The 16,351-nt window shown below is 56.2% G+C and carries 17 protein-coding genes; 16 read left to right on the forward strand and 1 reads right to left on the reverse strand.

Annotated features, from left to right (window positions below; genetic code table 11):
* Positions 1-13: 13 nt before the first annotated feature.
* Complete coding sequence (locus PORUE0001_RS01655; protein ID WP_007364743.1) at positions 14-1,111, reverse strand: chorismate mutase; 1,098 nt, start codon at positions 1,109-1,111, stop codon at positions 14-16.
* Between the two features lie 631 nt (positions 1,112-1,742).
* Here PORUE0001_RS01655 and PORUE0001_RS01660 point away from each other — a divergent pair.
* From PORUE0001_RS01660 to rpe, 16 genes are all read left to right on the forward strand, one after another.
* Complete coding sequence (locus PORUE0001_RS01660) at positions 1,743-2,462, forward strand: ABC transporter ATP-binding protein (protein WP_007364733.1); 720 nt, start codon at positions 1,743-1,745, stop codon at positions 2,460-2,462.
* A gap of 15 nt (positions 2,463-2,477) precedes the next feature.
* Positions 2,478-3,758 (forward strand): ABC transporter permease, encoded by a 1,281-nt coding sequence (locus PORUE0001_RS01665; RefSeq protein WP_007364747.1) that lies wholly within the window; start codon positions 2,478-2,480, stop codon positions 3,756-3,758.
* 28 nt (positions 3,759-3,786) lie between these two features.
* Positions 3,787-5,046, forward strand: a complete 1,260-nt coding sequence (locus PORUE0001_RS01670) for an ABC transporter permease (protein WP_007364710.1) — start codon at positions 3,787-3,789, stop codon at positions 5,044-5,046.
* Between the two features lie 45 nt (positions 5,047-5,091).
* On the forward strand, positions 5,092-6,204 hold the full coding sequence (locus PORUE0001_RS01675) for an efflux RND transporter periplasmic adaptor subunit (protein ID WP_007364736.1): 1,113 nt from the start codon (positions 5,092-5,094) through the stop codon (positions 6,202-6,204).
* A gap of 25 nt (positions 6,205-6,229) precedes the next feature.
* Positions 6,230-7,582 carry a TolC family protein gene (locus PORUE0001_RS01680; protein WP_007364756.1) on the forward strand — a complete coding sequence of 451 codons (1,353 nt, stop codon included), beginning with the start codon at positions 6,230-6,232 and terminating at the stop codon, positions 7,580-7,582.
* A gap of 172 nt (positions 7,583-7,754) precedes the next feature.
* Positions 7,755-8,672 (forward strand): ABC transporter ATP-binding protein, encoded by a 918-nt coding sequence (locus PORUE0001_RS01685; protein WP_007364752.1) that lies wholly within the window; start codon positions 7,755-7,757, stop codon positions 8,670-8,672.
* Positions 8,669-9,544, forward strand: coding sequence for a hypothetical protein (locus PORUE0001_RS01690; protein WP_007364740.1), 876 nt, complete (start codon positions 8,669-8,671; stop codon positions 9,542-9,544). Before PORUE0001_RS01685 ends, PORUE0001_RS01690 begins: the two co-directional genes overlap by 4 nt.
* A gap of 19 nt (positions 9,545-9,563) precedes the next feature.
* A complete protein-coding gene (locus PORUE0001_RS01695) occupies positions 9,564-9,953 on the forward strand; it encodes a GntR family transcriptional regulator (protein WP_007364728.1) in 390 nt (129 codons plus the stop codon).
* Positions 9,954-10,323: 370 nt separating this feature from the next.
* Positions 10,324-10,749, forward strand: a complete 426-nt coding sequence (locus PORUE0001_RS01700) for a 6-pyruvoyl trahydropterin synthase family protein (protein WP_007364760.1) — start codon at positions 10,324-10,326, stop codon at positions 10,747-10,749.
* A 1-nt stretch (position 10,750) separates the two neighbouring features.
* Entirely contained in the window at positions 10,751-11,356 is a 606-nt protein-coding gene (locus tag PORUE0001_RS01705; protein ID WP_007364749.1) for a 7-carboxy-7-deazaguanine synthase QueE, read from the forward strand.
* A gap of 14 nt (positions 11,357-11,370) precedes the next feature.
* Positions 11,371-11,934: a tetratricopeptide repeat protein gene (locus tag PORUE0001_RS10815; RefSeq protein ID WP_232501388.1), complete on the forward strand. Its 564-nt coding sequence runs from the start codon at positions 11,371-11,373 to the stop codon at positions 11,932-11,934.
* A gap of 943 nt (positions 11,935-12,877) precedes the next feature.
* Positions 12,878-13,369, forward strand: a complete 492-nt coding sequence (locus tag PORUE0001_RS10820) for an OmpA family protein (protein WP_232501391.1) — start codon at positions 12,878-12,880, stop codon at positions 13,367-13,369.
* Between the two features lie 20 nt (positions 13,370-13,389).
* Positions 13,390-13,956 (forward strand): dTDP-4-dehydrorhamnose 3,5-epimerase, encoded by a 567-nt coding sequence (gene rfbC / locus PORUE0001_RS01715; RefSeq protein WP_007364758.1) that lies wholly within the window; start codon positions 13,390-13,392, stop codon positions 13,954-13,956.
* 11 nt (positions 13,957-13,967) lie between these two features.
* Positions 13,968-15,113, forward strand: coding sequence for a dTDP-glucose 4,6-dehydratase (gene rfbB, locus PORUE0001_RS01720; protein ID WP_039865293.1), 1,146 nt, complete (start codon positions 13,968-13,970; stop codon positions 15,111-15,113).
* Positions 15,110-15,667, forward strand: a complete 558-nt coding sequence (locus PORUE0001_RS01725; protein WP_007364765.1) for a hypothetical protein — start codon at positions 15,110-15,112, stop codon at positions 15,665-15,667. The genes rfbB and PORUE0001_RS01725 overlap by 4 nt, the downstream gene beginning before the upstream one ends.
* A 36-nt stretch (positions 15,668-15,703) precedes the next feature.
* Complete coding sequence (gene rpe / locus PORUE0001_RS01730; protein WP_007364738.1) at positions 15,704-16,351, forward strand: ribulose-phosphate 3-epimerase; 648 nt, start codon at positions 15,704-15,706, stop codon at positions 16,349-16,351.

The raw sequence follows: 16,351 nt of genomic DNA on the forward strand, positions 1-16,351 counted from the left end.
AGTAGTCTAGCTTCTAAAAGTTATTGGCATCTTTCGTATCCACGGCTTCTTGTCCTCGCAGGGAGTAGTCGTGGATCAAGTTGTACAGCTGCGCCGCCCAGTGCGGATCCAGTCCATACTGAGTAGCCAGCTCTATATAGTGAGCCTCTACCGCTGCGCGTTGATCAGCTTGATAAAGGCCTAGATGGTTAGCCGTCTTATAGCGTCCTATAGTCTGCGTGAGCTTGCAGCGCTCCGCCAGTAGCTCCACGAGTGCCGCGTCTAGATCCCGTAGCTGATAGCGCATCGGGCGGAGCATCGCCTCGTGGTCACTGCTAGGATGTTGCAGCGACTTCAGTAACTGGTGCAATTGCTCGGGCGTGATCTGCTGACGCGCATCTGTCCAAGCATGCTCGGGGTCGCAGTGGCACTCGATCATAAAGCCATCGATCGGATAGAGCATTCCCGTACGGCAGACCGCCTCTAGGAGATCAGCTCGCCCCGCTATGTGACTTGGATCCAGTAAGATAGGGAGGTGTTCCTCCGCTCCATAACGCTTATGATAGAGCGCACGCAGCTGGGCTATCATCTCCCAGTGAGGGCTGTTGCGTAGTTGCTTGGTGTAGACAGGCGTACAACCTCTTAGGATCGCCATCACCTCGGCAACTCCTCGGCTCTTGATACGCTCTATGGCACCCATCCATAGAGGAGCGTCAGGACTGATCGGATTCTTGACCAAAACGGTCTGCGTAGCTCCCTCCAGTTGCTCGGCAATCGCCTCTACCATAAAGGGATTGCTCACCGTGCGAGCGCCGATCCATACGAAGTCAACGCCCGCAGTGCGTACCGCCTCGACCTGCTCGGGCAGACACACCTCGGTACCCACCTTGAGTCCCGTAGAGGCCTGCACCTCTTGGAGCCAAGCAAGCCCCTCCACTCCGACACCCTCGAAGGATCCCGGACGGGTACGTGGCTTCCACAAGGCAGCCCGAAAATGTGTGACGCCTTGCGCCTTTAGCCCTTGAGCGACCTCAAGCAGTTGCTCGCGACTCTCTGCACTGCAGGGACCCGCTACCAGCATCTGACTCGCTGGAGGCTCCTCAAGGGTACTATGGGCGGACGAATCATCCATATCTAAGGTTGTATACTCGTTTATACGCTACAAAGATATTAAAACTATTCCGACTAGAGACACTTGGGACGGATAACTTTGCAAATCGGATAGCCATAGGAGACGAGTAGCCCGCCGTAGAGACGCACGGATAGTATCGAGTCGGAGGGCGTCCGTTGTGTCAAAGCGATACAGCGTCGTGGTTTTAACGGGGACGGACGCTCGACCGAGCGCCCCTACAACCGTTACACGTCTACCGAGGAAATCGGGAATCTCCACGTGGAAAACGAAAATTCCCCACGGAGGGGCCAAATAAAAGTTCGGAAGAATGAAATGAAACTTCGGAAGAAGCAAATCAAAGTTCCGAAGAATTGGTTCGTTCCTCCGTGGAGATTCAAAAATCCTCACCGAGGAAATGATTGATTTCCTCGAGGGTATGGTGTCGGAGTCTCCGAAGAGCCTCGGAGGGCATCGAAGGAGTCAAGCTGGTTGAACCTGTCGGACGAACAGTCCAATGGAGAGACACACGCCTCGCTTCAACGACACTGTTTGATTCAAGTTATACACTGATGCGTTTTTCCTATTGCAGATTCAAATATTTGTACTACCTTTGCAGTGTACTACTTAAGACAAACGCTAAGCCAATACACTTATGAATGCTAAACCGGTCATATCGCTACGCAATCTGCACAAGACCTACCAGGGCGCGCAGCCACTACATGTACTCAAGGGGATCAACCTCGACATCTTCCCAGGCGAGATGGTTGCTATCATGGGAGCTTCAGGCTCGGGCAAGAGTACGCTCCTCAACATCCTCGGGCTCCTCGACAGCTACGACGAGGGGAGCTACCATCTAGGCGAGGAGCTACTCAGCAATAGCCTCTCGGAGAACCGCGCTGCCGAGATCCGTTCTAGACAAATAGGATTCGTCTTTCAGTCGTTTAACCTTATCCCCTTCAAGAATGCGCTGGACAACATTGCCCTGCCACTCTTTTATCAGGGAGTCGGTCGCAAGGAGCGCACCAAGCGTGCTGCCGAGCTACTCGCCCGCATGGGACTATCCGACTGGGCGGAGCACCTGCCGAGCGAGATGTCGGGAGGACAGAAGCAGCGCATAGCAATCGCACGAGCCCTCATCACCACGCCCTCAGTCATCCTAGCCGATGAACCGACGGGAGCTTTGGACAGCAAGACCACCATCGAGGTGATGGAGCTGCTGCGAGAGATCAATCGCGAGTCGCACCTGACGATGATCATCGTGACACACGAGCCTGGCGTAGCCGAGATGTGTGACCGCACGATACATATCAAGGATGGGCTGATCGAGGGCGGCGGTCTGACGAGCAGTCTGCCCGAGGAAGTGTTTGGGTAAAGAGGATCACACATTATGCGTATAGGACACGAATACTTCTCCGAGATCATAGACAATCTCAAGCGCAACCGCCTGCGCACCTTCCTGACAGGCTTTGCCGTAGCGTGGGGAATCATCTTTCTAGTCATCCTCCTCAGCATCGGCGTGGGACTTAACCGTGGTATCTCTAAGAGTGCCAATGCGGGCGACACGGAGCCAAACTACGGCATATACTTTGAAGTCTGGATGACCAACCTTCCCTACCAAGGTTACCCAGCAGGGCGGTGGCTGTATTTCGACGAGTCGCAGCTCGCACAGCTGCAGGAGATGGTACCAGCTATTGAAGACATCGCACCCCGCCTTAGATCTTGGAATAAAATAAGCTACGCATCACAGGTGGTCGAGGGGGCGGTAAAGGGTATCGGTGCCAACTACTTCGGGCACTTCGAGACCCGTGTCAAGATGCTGGCGGGACGAGGCATCAATGGCAACGATGTATATAATAGGGAGAAGACCCTCCTCATCAGCTCCTCCGATGCGCTGAAGCTCTTTGGCACTGATCGGTACAGTGAAGCGGTCGGCAAGAGCGTCTCTGTCGACAATGTCTCCTTTACCGTGGTGGGAGTCTACGAAGCTTCGCAAAACCAATCGGCATCCTATATGCCGAGTAGCACCTTTACCATGATCCATCCCAATGATCAGCGTATTGATGGTGGCTATATCTATGCGCCTACGATACGGAGCAGGAAAGACTTCGAGGCTTTCAACAAGGAGCTCCTCAAAGCGCTCAGCTCGATACTCTCCTTCTCGCCCGATGATGATCAGGCGATGTGGGGCTACTCAAACTATGTCAACAACGAGCAGTATAATAAGGTAGTCAACTACTTCTACCTCTTCCTCTGGATCGTCGGGCTGAGCACGCTCCTCATCGGCATCGTTGGCGTGAGCAATATCATGCTGGTCACGGTGCGGGAACGATACAAAGAGATCGGCATACGCAAGGCACTGGGCGCTAAGCCCCGTGACATCCTAGCGATGATTATGGTCGAGAGCCTCTTCATCACGGCGGTGGCGGGTGCTATCGGTCTGGTCATTGCCGTGGGGTTCGTCGCTCTAGGCGACTACCTCGTGACCGCTTACCACATTGGCGAGATGTCCATTATGGGCGAGACGATCCATCTCTTCGACACGCCAGTCCTCTCGCCACAGATGGCGCTGGGCATCCTCGTTGTGATGATCATTGCGGGGATCGTGGCGGGCTACACGCCAGCTCGTAGAGCGATACGTATTTCGGCTATTGAAGCGATGAGAGATTAGTGACACCCCCTAGCGTAAAGACTGTACTATGAGACTATTTGATCGAGACATCTGGGGTGAAGCTTTTCACTCCTTACGAACGAATCGTAAGCGTTCCATCGCAACCGCCTTCGGCATCTTCTGGGGCATCCTGATGCTGGTCATCTTGATGAGCCTGAGCCAAGGCTTCTCCAACGGTATGCGCAAGCAGCTAGGCGGCATCTCAAGCAATACCACGATGCTCTACTGCTCCACAACCAGTAAACCGTACAAAGGGTTCCCCACCGATCGCTGGTGGTCGCTCTCAGTGAGCGATATAGCCAACCTTCAGAAGCGTTTTCCCGAGATAGAGACGATAGCTTCTATCCAGCAAGGCTCGTGGAACACACCCGTCAGCTACGGCACCAAGAGTACGACAGCACCGCTCTACTCCGCCTGGACCTCTTATGACCAGATCGTCTACTCGACTATCTTGGCGGGACGACGGCTCAACGAGAGCGACGAGCAGCAGCGACGTCGCAACTGTACCATCGGTGAGGAGGTGAGCCAGAAGCTCTTCGCTTCGCACGAGGAGGCCTTGGGCAAGGTTATCAATATCGACGGCTCTTACTACACCGTCGTGGGAGTCCTCAAGGGGAAGTCTAAAGGGATGAATATCAATGGCTCTGAAGAGCAAAAGGTGCGTATCCCCTATACGATCCTTAGCGCATCACTCGGCCAAAGCAATGAGGTCTACCACTTCCTCTACTCGCTCCATGGCGATGGTAAGGATAGCAAAGCGATCAACGACCGCATCAAAGCTTACATCCGCTCTACCCACGACATAGCACCAGACGATGAGAGCGCCATAGGTGAGTTTAACATCTCAGAGTTCTTCACCGCCCAAAACTCTATGATGTGGGGTGTCAATGTCTTCGTCTGGTTCATCGGTATCGGCACGCTCCTCTCGGGCATCATCGGCATTAGCAATATCATGCTCGTCTCCGTCAAGGAGCGCACCCGCGAGATTGGCATACGCCGTGCGCTCGGAGCGCAGCGCAAAGACATCATACGACTCATCCTCCTAGAGAGCGGCATGCTGAGTCTCCTCGCGGGGCTCGTAGGCCTTCTCCTCGGTGTGGGGATCATGTCTATCGTCGCACAGATCACCGCCTCAATGGAAAGCGAGATGTTGGTCAATCCGCTGATCCCCTTTGGCACAGCGATTGGCGCGCTCCTCTTCATCATCATTGGTGGCGTGGTGGGCGGTCTCCTGCCACTCAAGAAAGCGCTCGAGATTCGCTCCATCGAAGCGATCCGTGAGGAGTAAACCAACATTCAACTATAGGTAAAAACAAACACAACATAAAGAACTATGAAAGCTAAGCGTATCTTCAAACTTTCCCTTTGGGTCATCTTCGGCCTGCTCGTTGTCATGACCTTCGTCTTCCTCTATAAGAAGGCACAGCCCCAAGCGACCATCTACTCGGTAGAGACGGTGACCCGCGTCCCCTCTATCCAACGGTCTATCATCCTCACTGGCAAGATAGCTCCTCGCAACGAGGTGATGATCGTGCCACAGCTCAACGGCATCATCGCCGAGATCATGAAGAAGCCCGGTGACCTCGTCAAGGCGGGCGACATCATCGCTCGTATCAAGGTGGTGCCCGAGATGGGTTCGGTCAATCAAGCAGAGTCGCAGGTCGAGATAGCAAAGATAGCTCTCGACGAGGCACAGCAGAAGTACAAGATAGCGACCGAGCTACACCAGCAAGGGATCGTAGCCGAGGAGGAGTATGCCACAACCAAGGCTAACTACCTACAGGCTAAGGAGCGCCTTGCGAGTGCTAAGGATGCTTACAACATCGTTCTCACCGGCATGAGCCAGCGCAACGCTCAGGGCTCTACGACACTCGTGCGCAGTACGGTAGACGGGACGATACTCGACATACCAGTCAAGGAGGGTAACTCGGTCATTCAGGCCAACTCCTTCAACGCTGGTACTACCATCGCCACCATCGCCGACATGACGGAGATGATCTTCATCGGCAAGGTGGACGAGGTAGACATCGCTCGTGTCGCTACGGGACTACCCGTCACGGTGCGCATCGGCGCGATCGAGGGTTCCGCCTTCTCGGGCGTCGTCGAGTACATCTCGCCCAAGACAATCCAGCAGCAGCAAGGCACGCAGTACGAGCTCAAGGCAGCCATCACCATCGATGACTACAGCCGCATACGCTCCGATATGAGTGCCAATGCAGAGCTTATCACCGACCAAGTTTCCAATGTCCTAGCCATCCCCGAGGGCGCACTTCAGTTTGAAGGTGACAAGGTCTATGTCGAGGTGGTCACCTCCGATGCTGATCCGAAGCATCTGCAGACGGAGCGCCGTGAGATCAAGACCGGCATCAGCAACGGTAGCCTCATCGAGGTCAAGAGTGGTCTCAAGGAGGGCGAAAAGGTCAAGGGCACTCCGATAGCTGCCTAACTAATCATTTAGACAAGACAATCCTATGCTTACACTTCGTCATATCTTCCCCTTAGCCCTACTGGTCGCGGGGAGCTTTACCCTAGCAGCGCAGCAGAGCTGGACGTTGCAGCAGTGCATCGACCACGCCGTCGCCCACAGCATCACGGTCGAGGAGGCGCGCCTACGCTTAGCCGGGAGTGAGCAGCAACTCTCCACCGCACAGCACAGTTACCTTCCCTCGCTCTCGGCGAGTGCTAGCCAGAGCGTCAGCCTCGGACGTAGTGCTGACAAGACGGGCGTCATCGGCGATCAATCCTCGAGCAGCACCTCCTTTGGGGCAAATCTCTCGTGGGACGTTTTCTCTGGTATGGCTCGTCCTAAGGCAACGGAGATAGCTCGTCTCAATCTAGACGCTGCGACCGCTGGACTCTCCTATGCCAAGGAGCAGATCGGGCTACAGGTGGCTGAGGGGTACTACAATCTGCTCTTCCGCCAAGAGCTAATCCATGTAGCCGATGAGCAACTCAAGCTAACCCGTGAGACGCTCACGAAGACGGCGGCACTGGTCCGTGCGGGCAAATGGTCTCGTGACAAGCTCGCCGAGGTGGAGGCACAACTCGCTAAGGACAGCGTCAACTACCTTCGTGCCTGCAGCGATACGGAGTTGGCACGTCATCAGCTGGCGCTCATCATCGAGTTGCCCGACTACACGGCTCTGCAGATCACCTTGCCCGATGTCAAGAGCCTCAGCGCTACGCCTGCTCCCGAGCTGGCACTGGCTAACGATGCGCTCCTCGAGCAAGCGCGCACGATGCGTCCCGAGATGGAGCAGGCAAGGCTACAGCTACAAGTGGCGGAGCAGCAGATCGGACTGGAGCAGACGGGCTACATACCGAAGGTTTCTTTTGGCGCGGGCTACAACACCGGCTATTACTACATCCTGAATGAGAAGTTACGGCAGTTTAACCAGCCTTTTGGGGATCAGATGCGCAACAACGGACGCTACTTCATTGGGCTTTCGCTCTCTGTACCCATCTTCGATGCGATGCGCACGGCAGACAATGTGGCGCAGGCTCGTCTCCGCTACTCCGACCAGCAGATCGCTCTGCGCAAGGTGGACAAAGAGCTCACGCAGCAGCTCTACACGGCTCAGATCAATGCCCGTGCCGCTTACAGTCAGATAGACGCTGCCCAGCGGGCGACCGAGTCGGCCGAGACAGCGCTGCACTATGCGCAGATCAGCTACGAGGCGGGACGTGCCTCTTCGTACGAGCTGGCCGAGGCGCAAAACCGTCACTTCGTCGCTCAGAGCGAAGAGCTCCGCGCTCGCTATGACTACCTCTACCGTGTGCTCGTACTGCACAGCTACATCTCTCCCGCAGAGGAGACTAAGTGATGTCTTCACAACACTTACGAGTAACGATTTGTAGGGACGCACGATCTGTGCGTCCGTCCCCGTTAAAACCACGATGCTGTAACCTTTGACACAACGGACGCTCAGATCGAGCGTCCCTACAAAGGGTTATTCGTCTTGTAATCTAATAAGACCCCTAAACTTCGCAACAGTTATGTATTCAAACACAGATACCCACCTCACCGCAGAGCCTCTCGTGCAGGCTCAGGAGGTATGCTTCTCTTATGGCCGGCACCCGCTCTTTAAGGGTGTAAGCTTTACCCTGCCCGCAGGCTCTATCACAGGGCTGCTAGGCAAAAACGGCGAGGGCAAGACGACCCTCCTCAAGCTTATCTCAGGACTGCTCCTTGCTAAGGGCGGTTCGCTCACCGTGCTCGGGCACTCCAGCAGAAAGCGCTCGGTGCCACTTCTCCGAGAGCTCTACTACCTTCCCGAGGAGGTGCAGCTACCCGCCACCTCTGCCGTCCAGTACCTCGACGGTGCAGGTCAGTTTTACCCAAACTATGATGCCACACTAGCTCGTCAGCTGCTAAAAGACTTTGACGTACCACCCACCAACAACCTGCGTCGTCTCTCAATGGGACAGAAGAAGAAGGTGGCGCTCGTGCTGGCGCTCTCTCTGCGGGTGCCGTTGCTTCTCCTCGACGAACCGACCAATGGACTGGACATCCCGTCGAAGAGCAAGTTTCGCCAGCTCCTCGTGCAGCACATCTCTGACGAACAAACCGTGCTGATCAGCACCCACCAGGTGCGTGACCTAGAGCAAATGATAGATCGTCTGGTCGTGCTACACCAAAACCAGATCATCTGCAACGAGACGATTGCTCGCCTCGAGAGCACCTTCTACTGTGGCACCGCCGCCGAGGCGCCTCACGTAGCGCCACTCTATAGCGAGCCCTCCGTATGGGGAGAGGTCGTGATGACGCCCCGCACGCCAGAGACTGCCGAGACGGGAGGCTTCTCGATGGAGCTCTTCTTCAACGCTCTGATGTACAACACCCAAGCGGTGCTACAGCACTTATCCCAACCAGTAAACGATACACTCACCCCACAAGCCCCTCTCTCACTATGAACCAATCTGCTAATCTAACGACCGCTGCGCCTAAGACAGGTGACAGCTCCTTTAGCTTCAAGCGTCTCGGCCAGCTCCTGCGGCTGGACTTCGCCTTTCACCATAGACAGTGGATACAGATCCTGATCGGTGGTTTCCTCGCAGCCTCTATACCTGTGGTCGTGTCGGTACTAACCACCTTACTCTTTGGAATGGGTGGCAGTGACTTCTCCGCCCGTAGCGTATACTTTGCCTGCCTATACTGTAGCCTTCTAGCGGTCTCTCTCGGTGTGATGATCAGCTACAACCAGCGTGTCAATGCTCCGCTCTCGCCACTCTACCTACAGATACCCGCCTCAGCCACGGAGAAGTATGTTTCGCTCCTCCTCCTGACGCTGGCACTGCACATCATCACGCCGCTTCTAGGGGCGATCGCCTGGACTGTCTACATGCTTATATGGGCCCTGATGGATGGTAGTCAGGTACTCGCCCTCTATCCAGATATACTCACAGATCCGCTATGCTACTATGGTGTCTCGCCACAGTATGGGTGGAATGTCAGCCTGATGATAGGTATGCAGCTGGCGGGCTATGCCACCTACCTTTACTGTGTCATCTCGGCGCGCAAACCCCTACGTGCAGTCCTGCGCTTCCTAGGGATCGGCTTTGGGATCTTTGTCGTATCGATGCTTGGCATGAGTATGATGATGCATTTACTAGACATTGGTAGTATAAGCCCTGATGAGACAAATCGCTATCTCGTCTTCTACTTGGACAATGGCGATGAACTCAGCATCTCGCTCCTCGCTATGACGATACCATTCTACCTCTACGCCTTTGCGATGGTTTGGCTCGGCCTGCACTCGCTACGACGCAAGCAGGTCAAGGCGTAACCGCTCTAACTTAGTAATCATGATCACACCACATTTTAATCCGCAAGTAGTCATCTACGCTCAGATAGAGCAGCGCATCAAGGAGAAGATCCTCTCGGGCGAGTACCCCGCCGGGACGCAGATCCCGAGCGTGCGCCAGCTGGCTGCCGAGCTGGAGACCAATGCCAATACGATCTTCAGAGCTTATGAGAACCTGCAGAACGAGGGGCTCATCTATCCGAAGAAAGGGCTCGGCCTCTATGTCTCCGAAACGGCCGAGATGCTCCTACGTGATGAGGCTTATCGTGTGCTAACCGAGGAGGAGCTCCCCGAGCTCTTTGCTCAGCTCAAGGTGCTTAACATGAACATCCTAGAGGTGGTCAGACGGCACACTGACTGGGTCAAGCAGCAGGGAGACCCAGACGCTTAGCCCGCCTCCGCACTAATCCGCAATCATCACTTTTCCAAATAGCGTTAGTTGTAAGAGACTGTTGCCCCCGTGCAGCAGTCTCTTCTTCTTTGGTTAGCCCCCACCCCACCAGCATGGGTTCTGCGCTCTCCTGAGGGTGAGTTTGGTCGCAAAGTGGAGAAGACCCGTTTTCGAACTAGATGAAAATCCATTTTCACCTAGGAGAAAATCAATTTTCATACGGGAGAAAATCCATTTTCATACGGAAGAAAATCCATTTTCATGCGGAGGAAAATCCTTGACAATCGGAGAAGAGCGCCTTTTGCAGCCATGGCTGACATCGTTCTACTGACTAGCTCTTGCATTTTCCTTACCTTTGTGACAGTTAACTATGACGACAGTAGAGAGATATCACGATATAAGCATGGGACATCGTGTCGTGGGACACGAGTCGAAGTGCCGCCACCTACACGGACACAACTACCGAATACACTTCACCTGCTCCGCAGCACAGCTTGATGAGCTGGGGCGGGTGATAGACTTTGGCGTGATCAAGGAGCTCCTCTGCATGTGGCTGGAAGAGCATTGGGACCACAAGATGATGATCTACGATGAGGACCCGCTGCTCCCCTCACTACGGGAGCTGGTGCCAGAGGACTTGGTCGTGGTGCCCTTTAACCCGACGGCCGAGGCGATGGCACATTACCTCGTCGAGACGATTGCTCCCGCACAACTTGCCGGCACGGGCGTGACGCTCGTCAGCTGCCGTGTCGAGGAGACGGCACGATGCAGCGCTACCTACTCACTACCTATATAGTATGCAGTCGCTACCAGTCAACGAAATCTTCTACAGTCTCCAAGGCGAGGGAGGACAGATGGGACGCGCGATGCTCTTCGTGCGACTCTCGGGGTGCAATCTCGCCTGCGACTACTGCGACACGGACTTTGCGGGGCATCGGCTCATGACCGTCGCAGAGATTTTGGCAAAGCTGGAGAGCTACCCTTGCCGAGACATCCTCTGGACTGGTGGCGAACCGACCTTAGCGCTGCGGGAGGAGCATATAGCTTTCTTTCACGAGCAGGGCTATCGTCAGTCTATAGAGACAAATGGCACACGCCCTGTGCCTCGAGGACTGGACTACGTCACTTGCTCGCCTAAGGCAGAAGCAATAAGTGGCCTGCGGGAGCGTTTTGTAGATAACTACCCTGACGGCATTGATGAGGTGCGCTGGCCACTACAACTAGGCGCTCCACTACCGCCACCTATCGAGCAATTGGTGCAGGCTCGGCGTTACTACGTCAGCCCCGTAGAGGAGACGGGCGTGGAGATGTCGGCAGTAGTGGCACGCTGTATGGACTTCGTCCTAGCCCACCCCGAGTGGCGGCTCAGCGTACAGCTACACAAGTTGCTAGGGTTTCGCTAAGTAAACGGTTTGCTATGAAGGTCTCGTCGTCACATATTCGCTGGTTGCTCGTGCTACTTTCGTGCGCTATAGCGCTCTGTAGCTTGATGGGCTGCAAGAGTGTGACGCTGAGCAAGGCGGAGCTGTACGACCATACAGGTCGCTATGCCCTCGCTGCCGATAGCTACTACACGCTCTACCGCCGCACCTCTCGCAAGAAGCCTGAGCGTCGGGCTTACCTAGCCTTCAAAGCTGCGGAGAATTACCGACGACTGGGCAACACACCCCGTGCGCTCAACTGCTACAACCTAGCGCTCTCGGGCAACTATCCCGACTCGATCCTCCACCTACGCATTGCTCAGGAGCTACAACAGCTGGGTCGCTGGCGGGAGGCGGGCAAAAGCTTACAAGCAGTTTTTAGAGTACTACCCACACGACTACTTCGGACGCATAGGACTGGCGAGTGTGCGTCAGGCCGATTCGCTCCTTGCCCACCCCACGGGACACACGGTCGAGACGGATCGTCTCTTGATCTCGCCCTATGCGGAGTTTGCCCCTTGCTATGCGCCCGACGGCACGATACTCTACTTCACCAGTAGCCGTGTGCCTCTCCGTGATATGCTACAGGAGAGCGAAGTGACTGGGCTGGGGACGAACAACCTCTTTATGATCAAGCAGGACGCTGCGGGCAAGTGGTCTCGCCCCGACAGCGTGCCAGGCAGTGTCAATACGCCCGAAGATGAGGGTACGCCCTCCATCTCGTCAGACGGCAACACGCTCTACTACTCCTACGCTGAGCAAAGCTCCACCTACGACCGTACCGTGCAGATCTACAAAGCCTCCAAGTCTAGCCAAGGAGGCTGGGGCAAAGGCGAGCGCGTACCCATCTGGGAGGATTCGCTACGCATGGCGGCGCATCCTGCCATTGACGCTTCGGGACGATACCTTTACTTCGTGAGCGAGGGGGCTGGCCTAGGGGGCAAAGACCTTTACCGCATAGCCCTCAGCGAGCATGGTTGGGGCAAGCCAGAGCACCTCGGCAACGAGATTAATACGCCTGGCGACGAACTCTTCCCCACGATGGTGGGCGACAGTACCCTGTACTTCTCCTCTGATGGACGTGTGGGGCTGGGCGGGCTGGACCTATACAAGGCGCAGATGGACTCGCTCGGCGGATGGCAGGTGACGCATCTGGGCGCTCCGATGAACTCCCCCGCCGATGATTACGCTCTCACTTTCTCACCGAAGCCGCAGTCGGGCTTAGCGGAGGAGGGTTACCTCTCCTCGACTCGTGGCGACCAGCGCGGACGGCCACACCTCTACCACTTCTCATTGCCCGCCACCATCATCCGTATCGATGGCTTCGTGATGGACCGTGAGGGGTACGGCATCCCGCAGGCGACGGTACGCATTGCCGATGAGCAAGGTTTGCTCGCCACGCCCATTGTTTCGACACGTGACGACGGTTCTTTTGTCCTTGAGATTGCGGGGTCAAACCGCTACGTGCTACACGCCTCGCACCCAGACTACCTCAACCAATACATGCCGCTCGTGACCGACAGCGCCACCGAGAGCACCGACTACTTGGTTGACTTTTACCTAGCTTCGCGCCTGCACTCGGAGCAGATCCACGACATCTACTACGACTTTGACCGAGCTTCGCTACGCCTCGAGGGGAAGAAGAGTCTCGACTACCTCGTCACGCTCCTAGAGCAAAACCCCGACGTGCGCCTAGAGCTGAGCAGTAACACCGACCGCAAGGGTTCGCAGAGGTACAATAAGAGGCTCTCACAGCGTCGTGCGCAGAGCGTCGTCAACTATCTCATCGCCAAGGGGATTGCGGCCGACCGACTAGAGGCTCGTGGCTACGGCAAGGAGCGTCCTTACGTAGTGACCAAAGGGATGGCGACACGCTTCGATTGGTTGCCCGAGGGACAGGAGCTAACGGCCGAATGGGTCGGCGCGCTGACCGAAGAGCAGCAAGTCGTCTGCGACCAGCTCAACCGCCGCACCGAGTTTACCGTCATACAATAATATATAGAGTGACCTAAGCAATGATACATTACCAAGCGGACCCAGACTTAGCGGGCGTCTACCTCATCGAGCCAGACTGCTACGGCGATGCGCGTGGCTACTTTGCCGAGACTTACCGCACGGCAGACTTTGCAGCGACCGTCGCGCCTAGACCATGGGTGCAGGAAAACGAATCGTCCTCCGTCCGTGGTGTCTTGCGTGGTCTGCATCTCCAGCGAGGCGAAGCGAGCCAAGCGAAGCTGGTGCGCTGCGTCGTGGGCGAGATCATAGACTTGATCGTGGACCTACGACGAGACAGCGACACTTACGGGCAGTGGCGCAGCTATCATCTCTCGGAGCAAAACCATCGGCAGCTCTACATACCGAGAGAGTTTGCGCACGGCTTCCTCGTGCTCTCGGAGCAAGCGAAGTTTCTCTACAAAGTGGACAACGGCTACGCCCCCGAGAGCGAGCTCTGCATACGCTATGACGACCCGCAACTGGCGATCCCCTGGGAGTCGTGGGGCATCTCGTCCGAGGAGCTGATCCTTTCGGACAAAGACCTACGGGGTATCTCCCTAGCCGACTACACCGCATCACGCTTTTGACACCTTACGCTATGACCTCATACCGACATACCTACGCCGTGACTGGAGCTGCTGGCTTCATCGGCACTAACCTCGCTTACTACCTGAGCGAAGCCCTCGCCCCTGACGAGCGGATCGTCCTGATCGACAAACTAACCTATGCGGGCAACTACCGCTCCATCGAGCCGCTCATCGACAACGAACGGATTGTCTTCGTCCAGGCTGATATCTGCGATGCCGAGGCGATGGACGCTCTCTTCACCCGCTACGCTCCGCACTACCTGATCAACCTTGCGGCCGAGAGCCATGTCGATCGAAGCATCGAGGACCCCGCCATCTTCGTACGCACCAATATCCTCGGCGTGCAGACCTTGCTAGACACCATTCGCAACCATTGGTCTACCACCAGCGGGCGAGGCTCTTATCCCGTATGGCAGGAGGGACGTATGATGCTTCAGGTCTCTACGGACGAGGTGTACGGTTCGCTCGGCCGGGAAGGCTTCTTCGTGGAGAGCACACCGCTCGACCCACGCAGTCCCTACAGTGCTGCGAAAGCTTCGGCCGATCTCCTCTGCCAGGCAGCCGTTCACACGCACCATGCGCCAGTCGTTTGGACCAGATGCTCGAACAACTACGGCCCCTACCAGTTTCCCGAGAAGCTCATCCCGCTCGTCATCCGTCAGTGTCTCCTCGGCAAGGAGATACCGATCTACGGCACGGGCGAAAACGTCCGTGACTGGCTCTATGTCACCGACCATTGTCGTGCGCTCCACCTCGTGGTGACCCAAGGGAAAGCTGGTACAGCGTACAATATCGGCGGGCACAACGAACATACCAATCTAGAGATAGTCCGTATCATCATCAGCCAGCTACACGATCGTCTGAGCAAAGAGCCAGCACGTGCCGAGCGCATCTCAGAGATCTTAGGCGCTCAGGTTCAGCCCGAGCTAATCAACGAAGAGTTGATCACCTTCGTCCGTGACCGTCTCGGCCACGATGCCCGCTACGGCATCGACCCCACCTTCATTCATCAGGAGCTAGGGTGGCTACCCTCGGTCCCCTTTGCCGAGGGCATCGGCTACACGATCGACTGGTACCTTGACCACTTTGACTGGGTCAAGAGCATCACCGACGAAGACTACCAGCACTACTACCAGCAGATGTACAGCGGACGATGAAGGTCTACGGCATAGACGACGAGTCGCGACTCTTTTACAAAGGCGAAGCACTTCTTCGCCCGGGCTATCCCTTCTTCGTTCCACACCTCGAAGCGGAGTGGTGCGCCATTCCTTCGCTCGCCATCAAGATAGGACGGACAGGCAAGTGCGTGGCGCCACCTTTTGCCGAGCGGTACATCGAGTCGTGCGCTGCTGGTTGGGACATCACCTGTCGCTCGCTACTCGCTGAGCTACGTGAGGCGGGCGCTCCCTGGGAGCGTGCTAAGGTGTACGACGGCAGTGCCGTAGCCCTCGACTGGCAACCCCTTGACACTGCGCTCGCAGAGCACTACACGCTGACCCTCTCCGAGCAGAGCTGGACGCTCTCCCGTGAGGCGGTCTGCCAAGCGCTCTCGCTCCTCTCCGAGTGCCTCACCATTCACACGGGCGACGTACTCCTACTCAACACTATCCCCATAACAGCGGCTCCCGCCATTGCCCCCGAGCAACAGCTCTCCCTGACGCTACAGGCTGGCGAAAGGCTCCGCTCCACTACCCTACTACGCATCAAGTAAAGCATCTATATCGAATCGTCTAAAAACCCCTTCACTATGGCTATTGTATCTCCCTCCCTCCTCAGTGCCGATTTCCTGCATCTCGCCGATGAGATCACGATGATCAACGAGAGTCAGTGCGACTGGCTCCACATTGACGTGATGGACGGTGTCTTCGTTCCGAACCTCTCCTTTGGCTTTCCCATCATTGAGGCGATACGCCCCATCTGTCAGAAGCCTCTCGACGTGCATCTGATGATCGTCGAGCCGTGGAAGTTCATTGATCAGTTTGCCAAGCTCGGCATCCACATTATGAATGTACACTACGAGGTGTGCCCTCACCTGCACCGCACGCTGCGGGCTATCCGTGAGGCGGGCATGCGTCCAGCCGTCACGCTCAATCCGCACACCCCCGTGGAGCTCCTCACCGACATCCTCTGCGAAGCCGACATGGTGCTCCTCATGAGTGTCAACCCTGGTTATGGCGGGCAAAAGTTTATCGAGCATTCTGTCCGCAAGGTCGAGCGCCTGCGCAAAATGATCCAAGAGCAGGGACTCTCCACCCTCATACAGGTCGATGGCGGGGTCAACCTTGAGACGGGTCGCCAGCTTGTCGAGGCGGGTGCCGACTCGCTCGTGGCAGGCAGTGCCGTCTTTAAGGCGCCCAGCCCTCAAGAGATGATTGCACAGCTACACGCCTTGTAA

The organism is Porphyromonas uenonis 60-3 (genome assembly GCF_000174775.1).
GTDB classification, from domain to species: domain Bacteria; phylum Bacteroidota; class Bacteroidia; order Bacteroidales; family Porphyromonadaceae; genus Porphyromonas; species Porphyromonas uenonis_A.

Excerpts from the sequence above, each read along its gene's own strand:
- PORUE0001_RS01685 (WP_007364752.1), top strand. The coding sequence starts at position 7,755 with ATGTATTCAAACACAGATACCCACCTCACCGCAGAGCCTCTCGTGCAG.
- PORUE0001_RS01665 (WP_007364747.1), top strand. The coding sequence starts at position 2,478 with ATGCGTATAGGACACGAATACTTCTCCGAGATCATAGACAATCTCAAG.
- PORUE0001_RS01705 (WP_007364749.1), top strand. The coding sequence starts at position 10,751 with ATGCAGTCGCTACCAGTCAACGAAATCTTCTACAGTCTCCAAGGCGAG.
- PORUE0001_RS01695 (WP_007364728.1), top strand. The coding sequence starts at position 9,564 with ATGATCACACCACATTTTAATCCGCAAGTAGTCATCTACGCTCAGATA.
- rpe (WP_007364738.1), top strand. The coding sequence starts at position 15,704 with ATGGCTATTGTATCTCCCTCCCTCCTCAGTGCCGATTTCCTGCATCTC.
- PORUE0001_RS01670 (WP_007364710.1), top strand. The coding sequence starts at position 3,787 with ATGAGACTATTTGATCGAGACATCTGGGGTGAAGCTTTTCACTCCTTA.
- PORUE0001_RS01690 (WP_007364740.1), top strand. The coding sequence starts at position 8,669 with ATGAACCAATCTGCTAATCTAACGACCGCTGCGCCTAAGACAGGTGAC.
- PORUE0001_RS01700 (WP_007364760.1), top strand. The coding sequence starts at position 10,324 with ATGACGACAGTAGAGAGATATCACGATATAAGCATGGGACATCGTGTC.
- rfbC (WP_007364758.1), top strand. The coding sequence starts at position 13,390 with ATGATACATTACCAAGCGGACCCAGACTTAGCGGGCGTCTACCTCATC.
- rfbB (WP_039865293.1), top strand. The coding sequence starts at position 13,968 with ATGACCTCATACCGACATACCTACGCCGTGACTGGAGCTGCTGGCTTC.
- PORUE0001_RS01680 (WP_007364756.1), top strand. The coding sequence starts at position 6,230 with ATGCTTACACTTCGTCATATCTTCCCCTTAGCCCTACTGGTCGCGGGG.
- PORUE0001_RS01660 (WP_007364733.1), top strand. The coding sequence starts at position 1,743 with ATGAATGCTAAACCGGTCATATCGCTACGCAATCTGCACAAGACCTAC.
- PORUE0001_RS10820 (WP_232501391.1), top strand. The coding sequence starts at position 12,878 with ATGCCGCTCGTGACCGACAGCGCCACCGAGAGCACCGACTACTTGGTT.
- PORUE0001_RS01725 (WP_007364765.1), top strand. The coding sequence starts at position 15,110 with ATGAAGGTCTACGGCATAGACGACGAGTCGCGACTCTTTTACAAAGGC.
- PORUE0001_RS01675 (WP_007364736.1), top strand. The coding sequence starts at position 5,092 with ATGAAAGCTAAGCGTATCTTCAAACTTTCCCTTTGGGTCATCTTCGGC.
- PORUE0001_RS01655 (WP_007364743.1), bottom strand. The coding sequence starts at position 1,111 with ATGGATGATTCGTCCGCCCATAGTACCCTTGAGGAGCCTCCAGCGAGT.
- PORUE0001_RS10815 (WP_232501388.1), top strand. The coding sequence starts at position 11,371 with ATGAAGGTCTCGTCGTCACATATTCGCTGGTTGCTCGTGCTACTTTCG.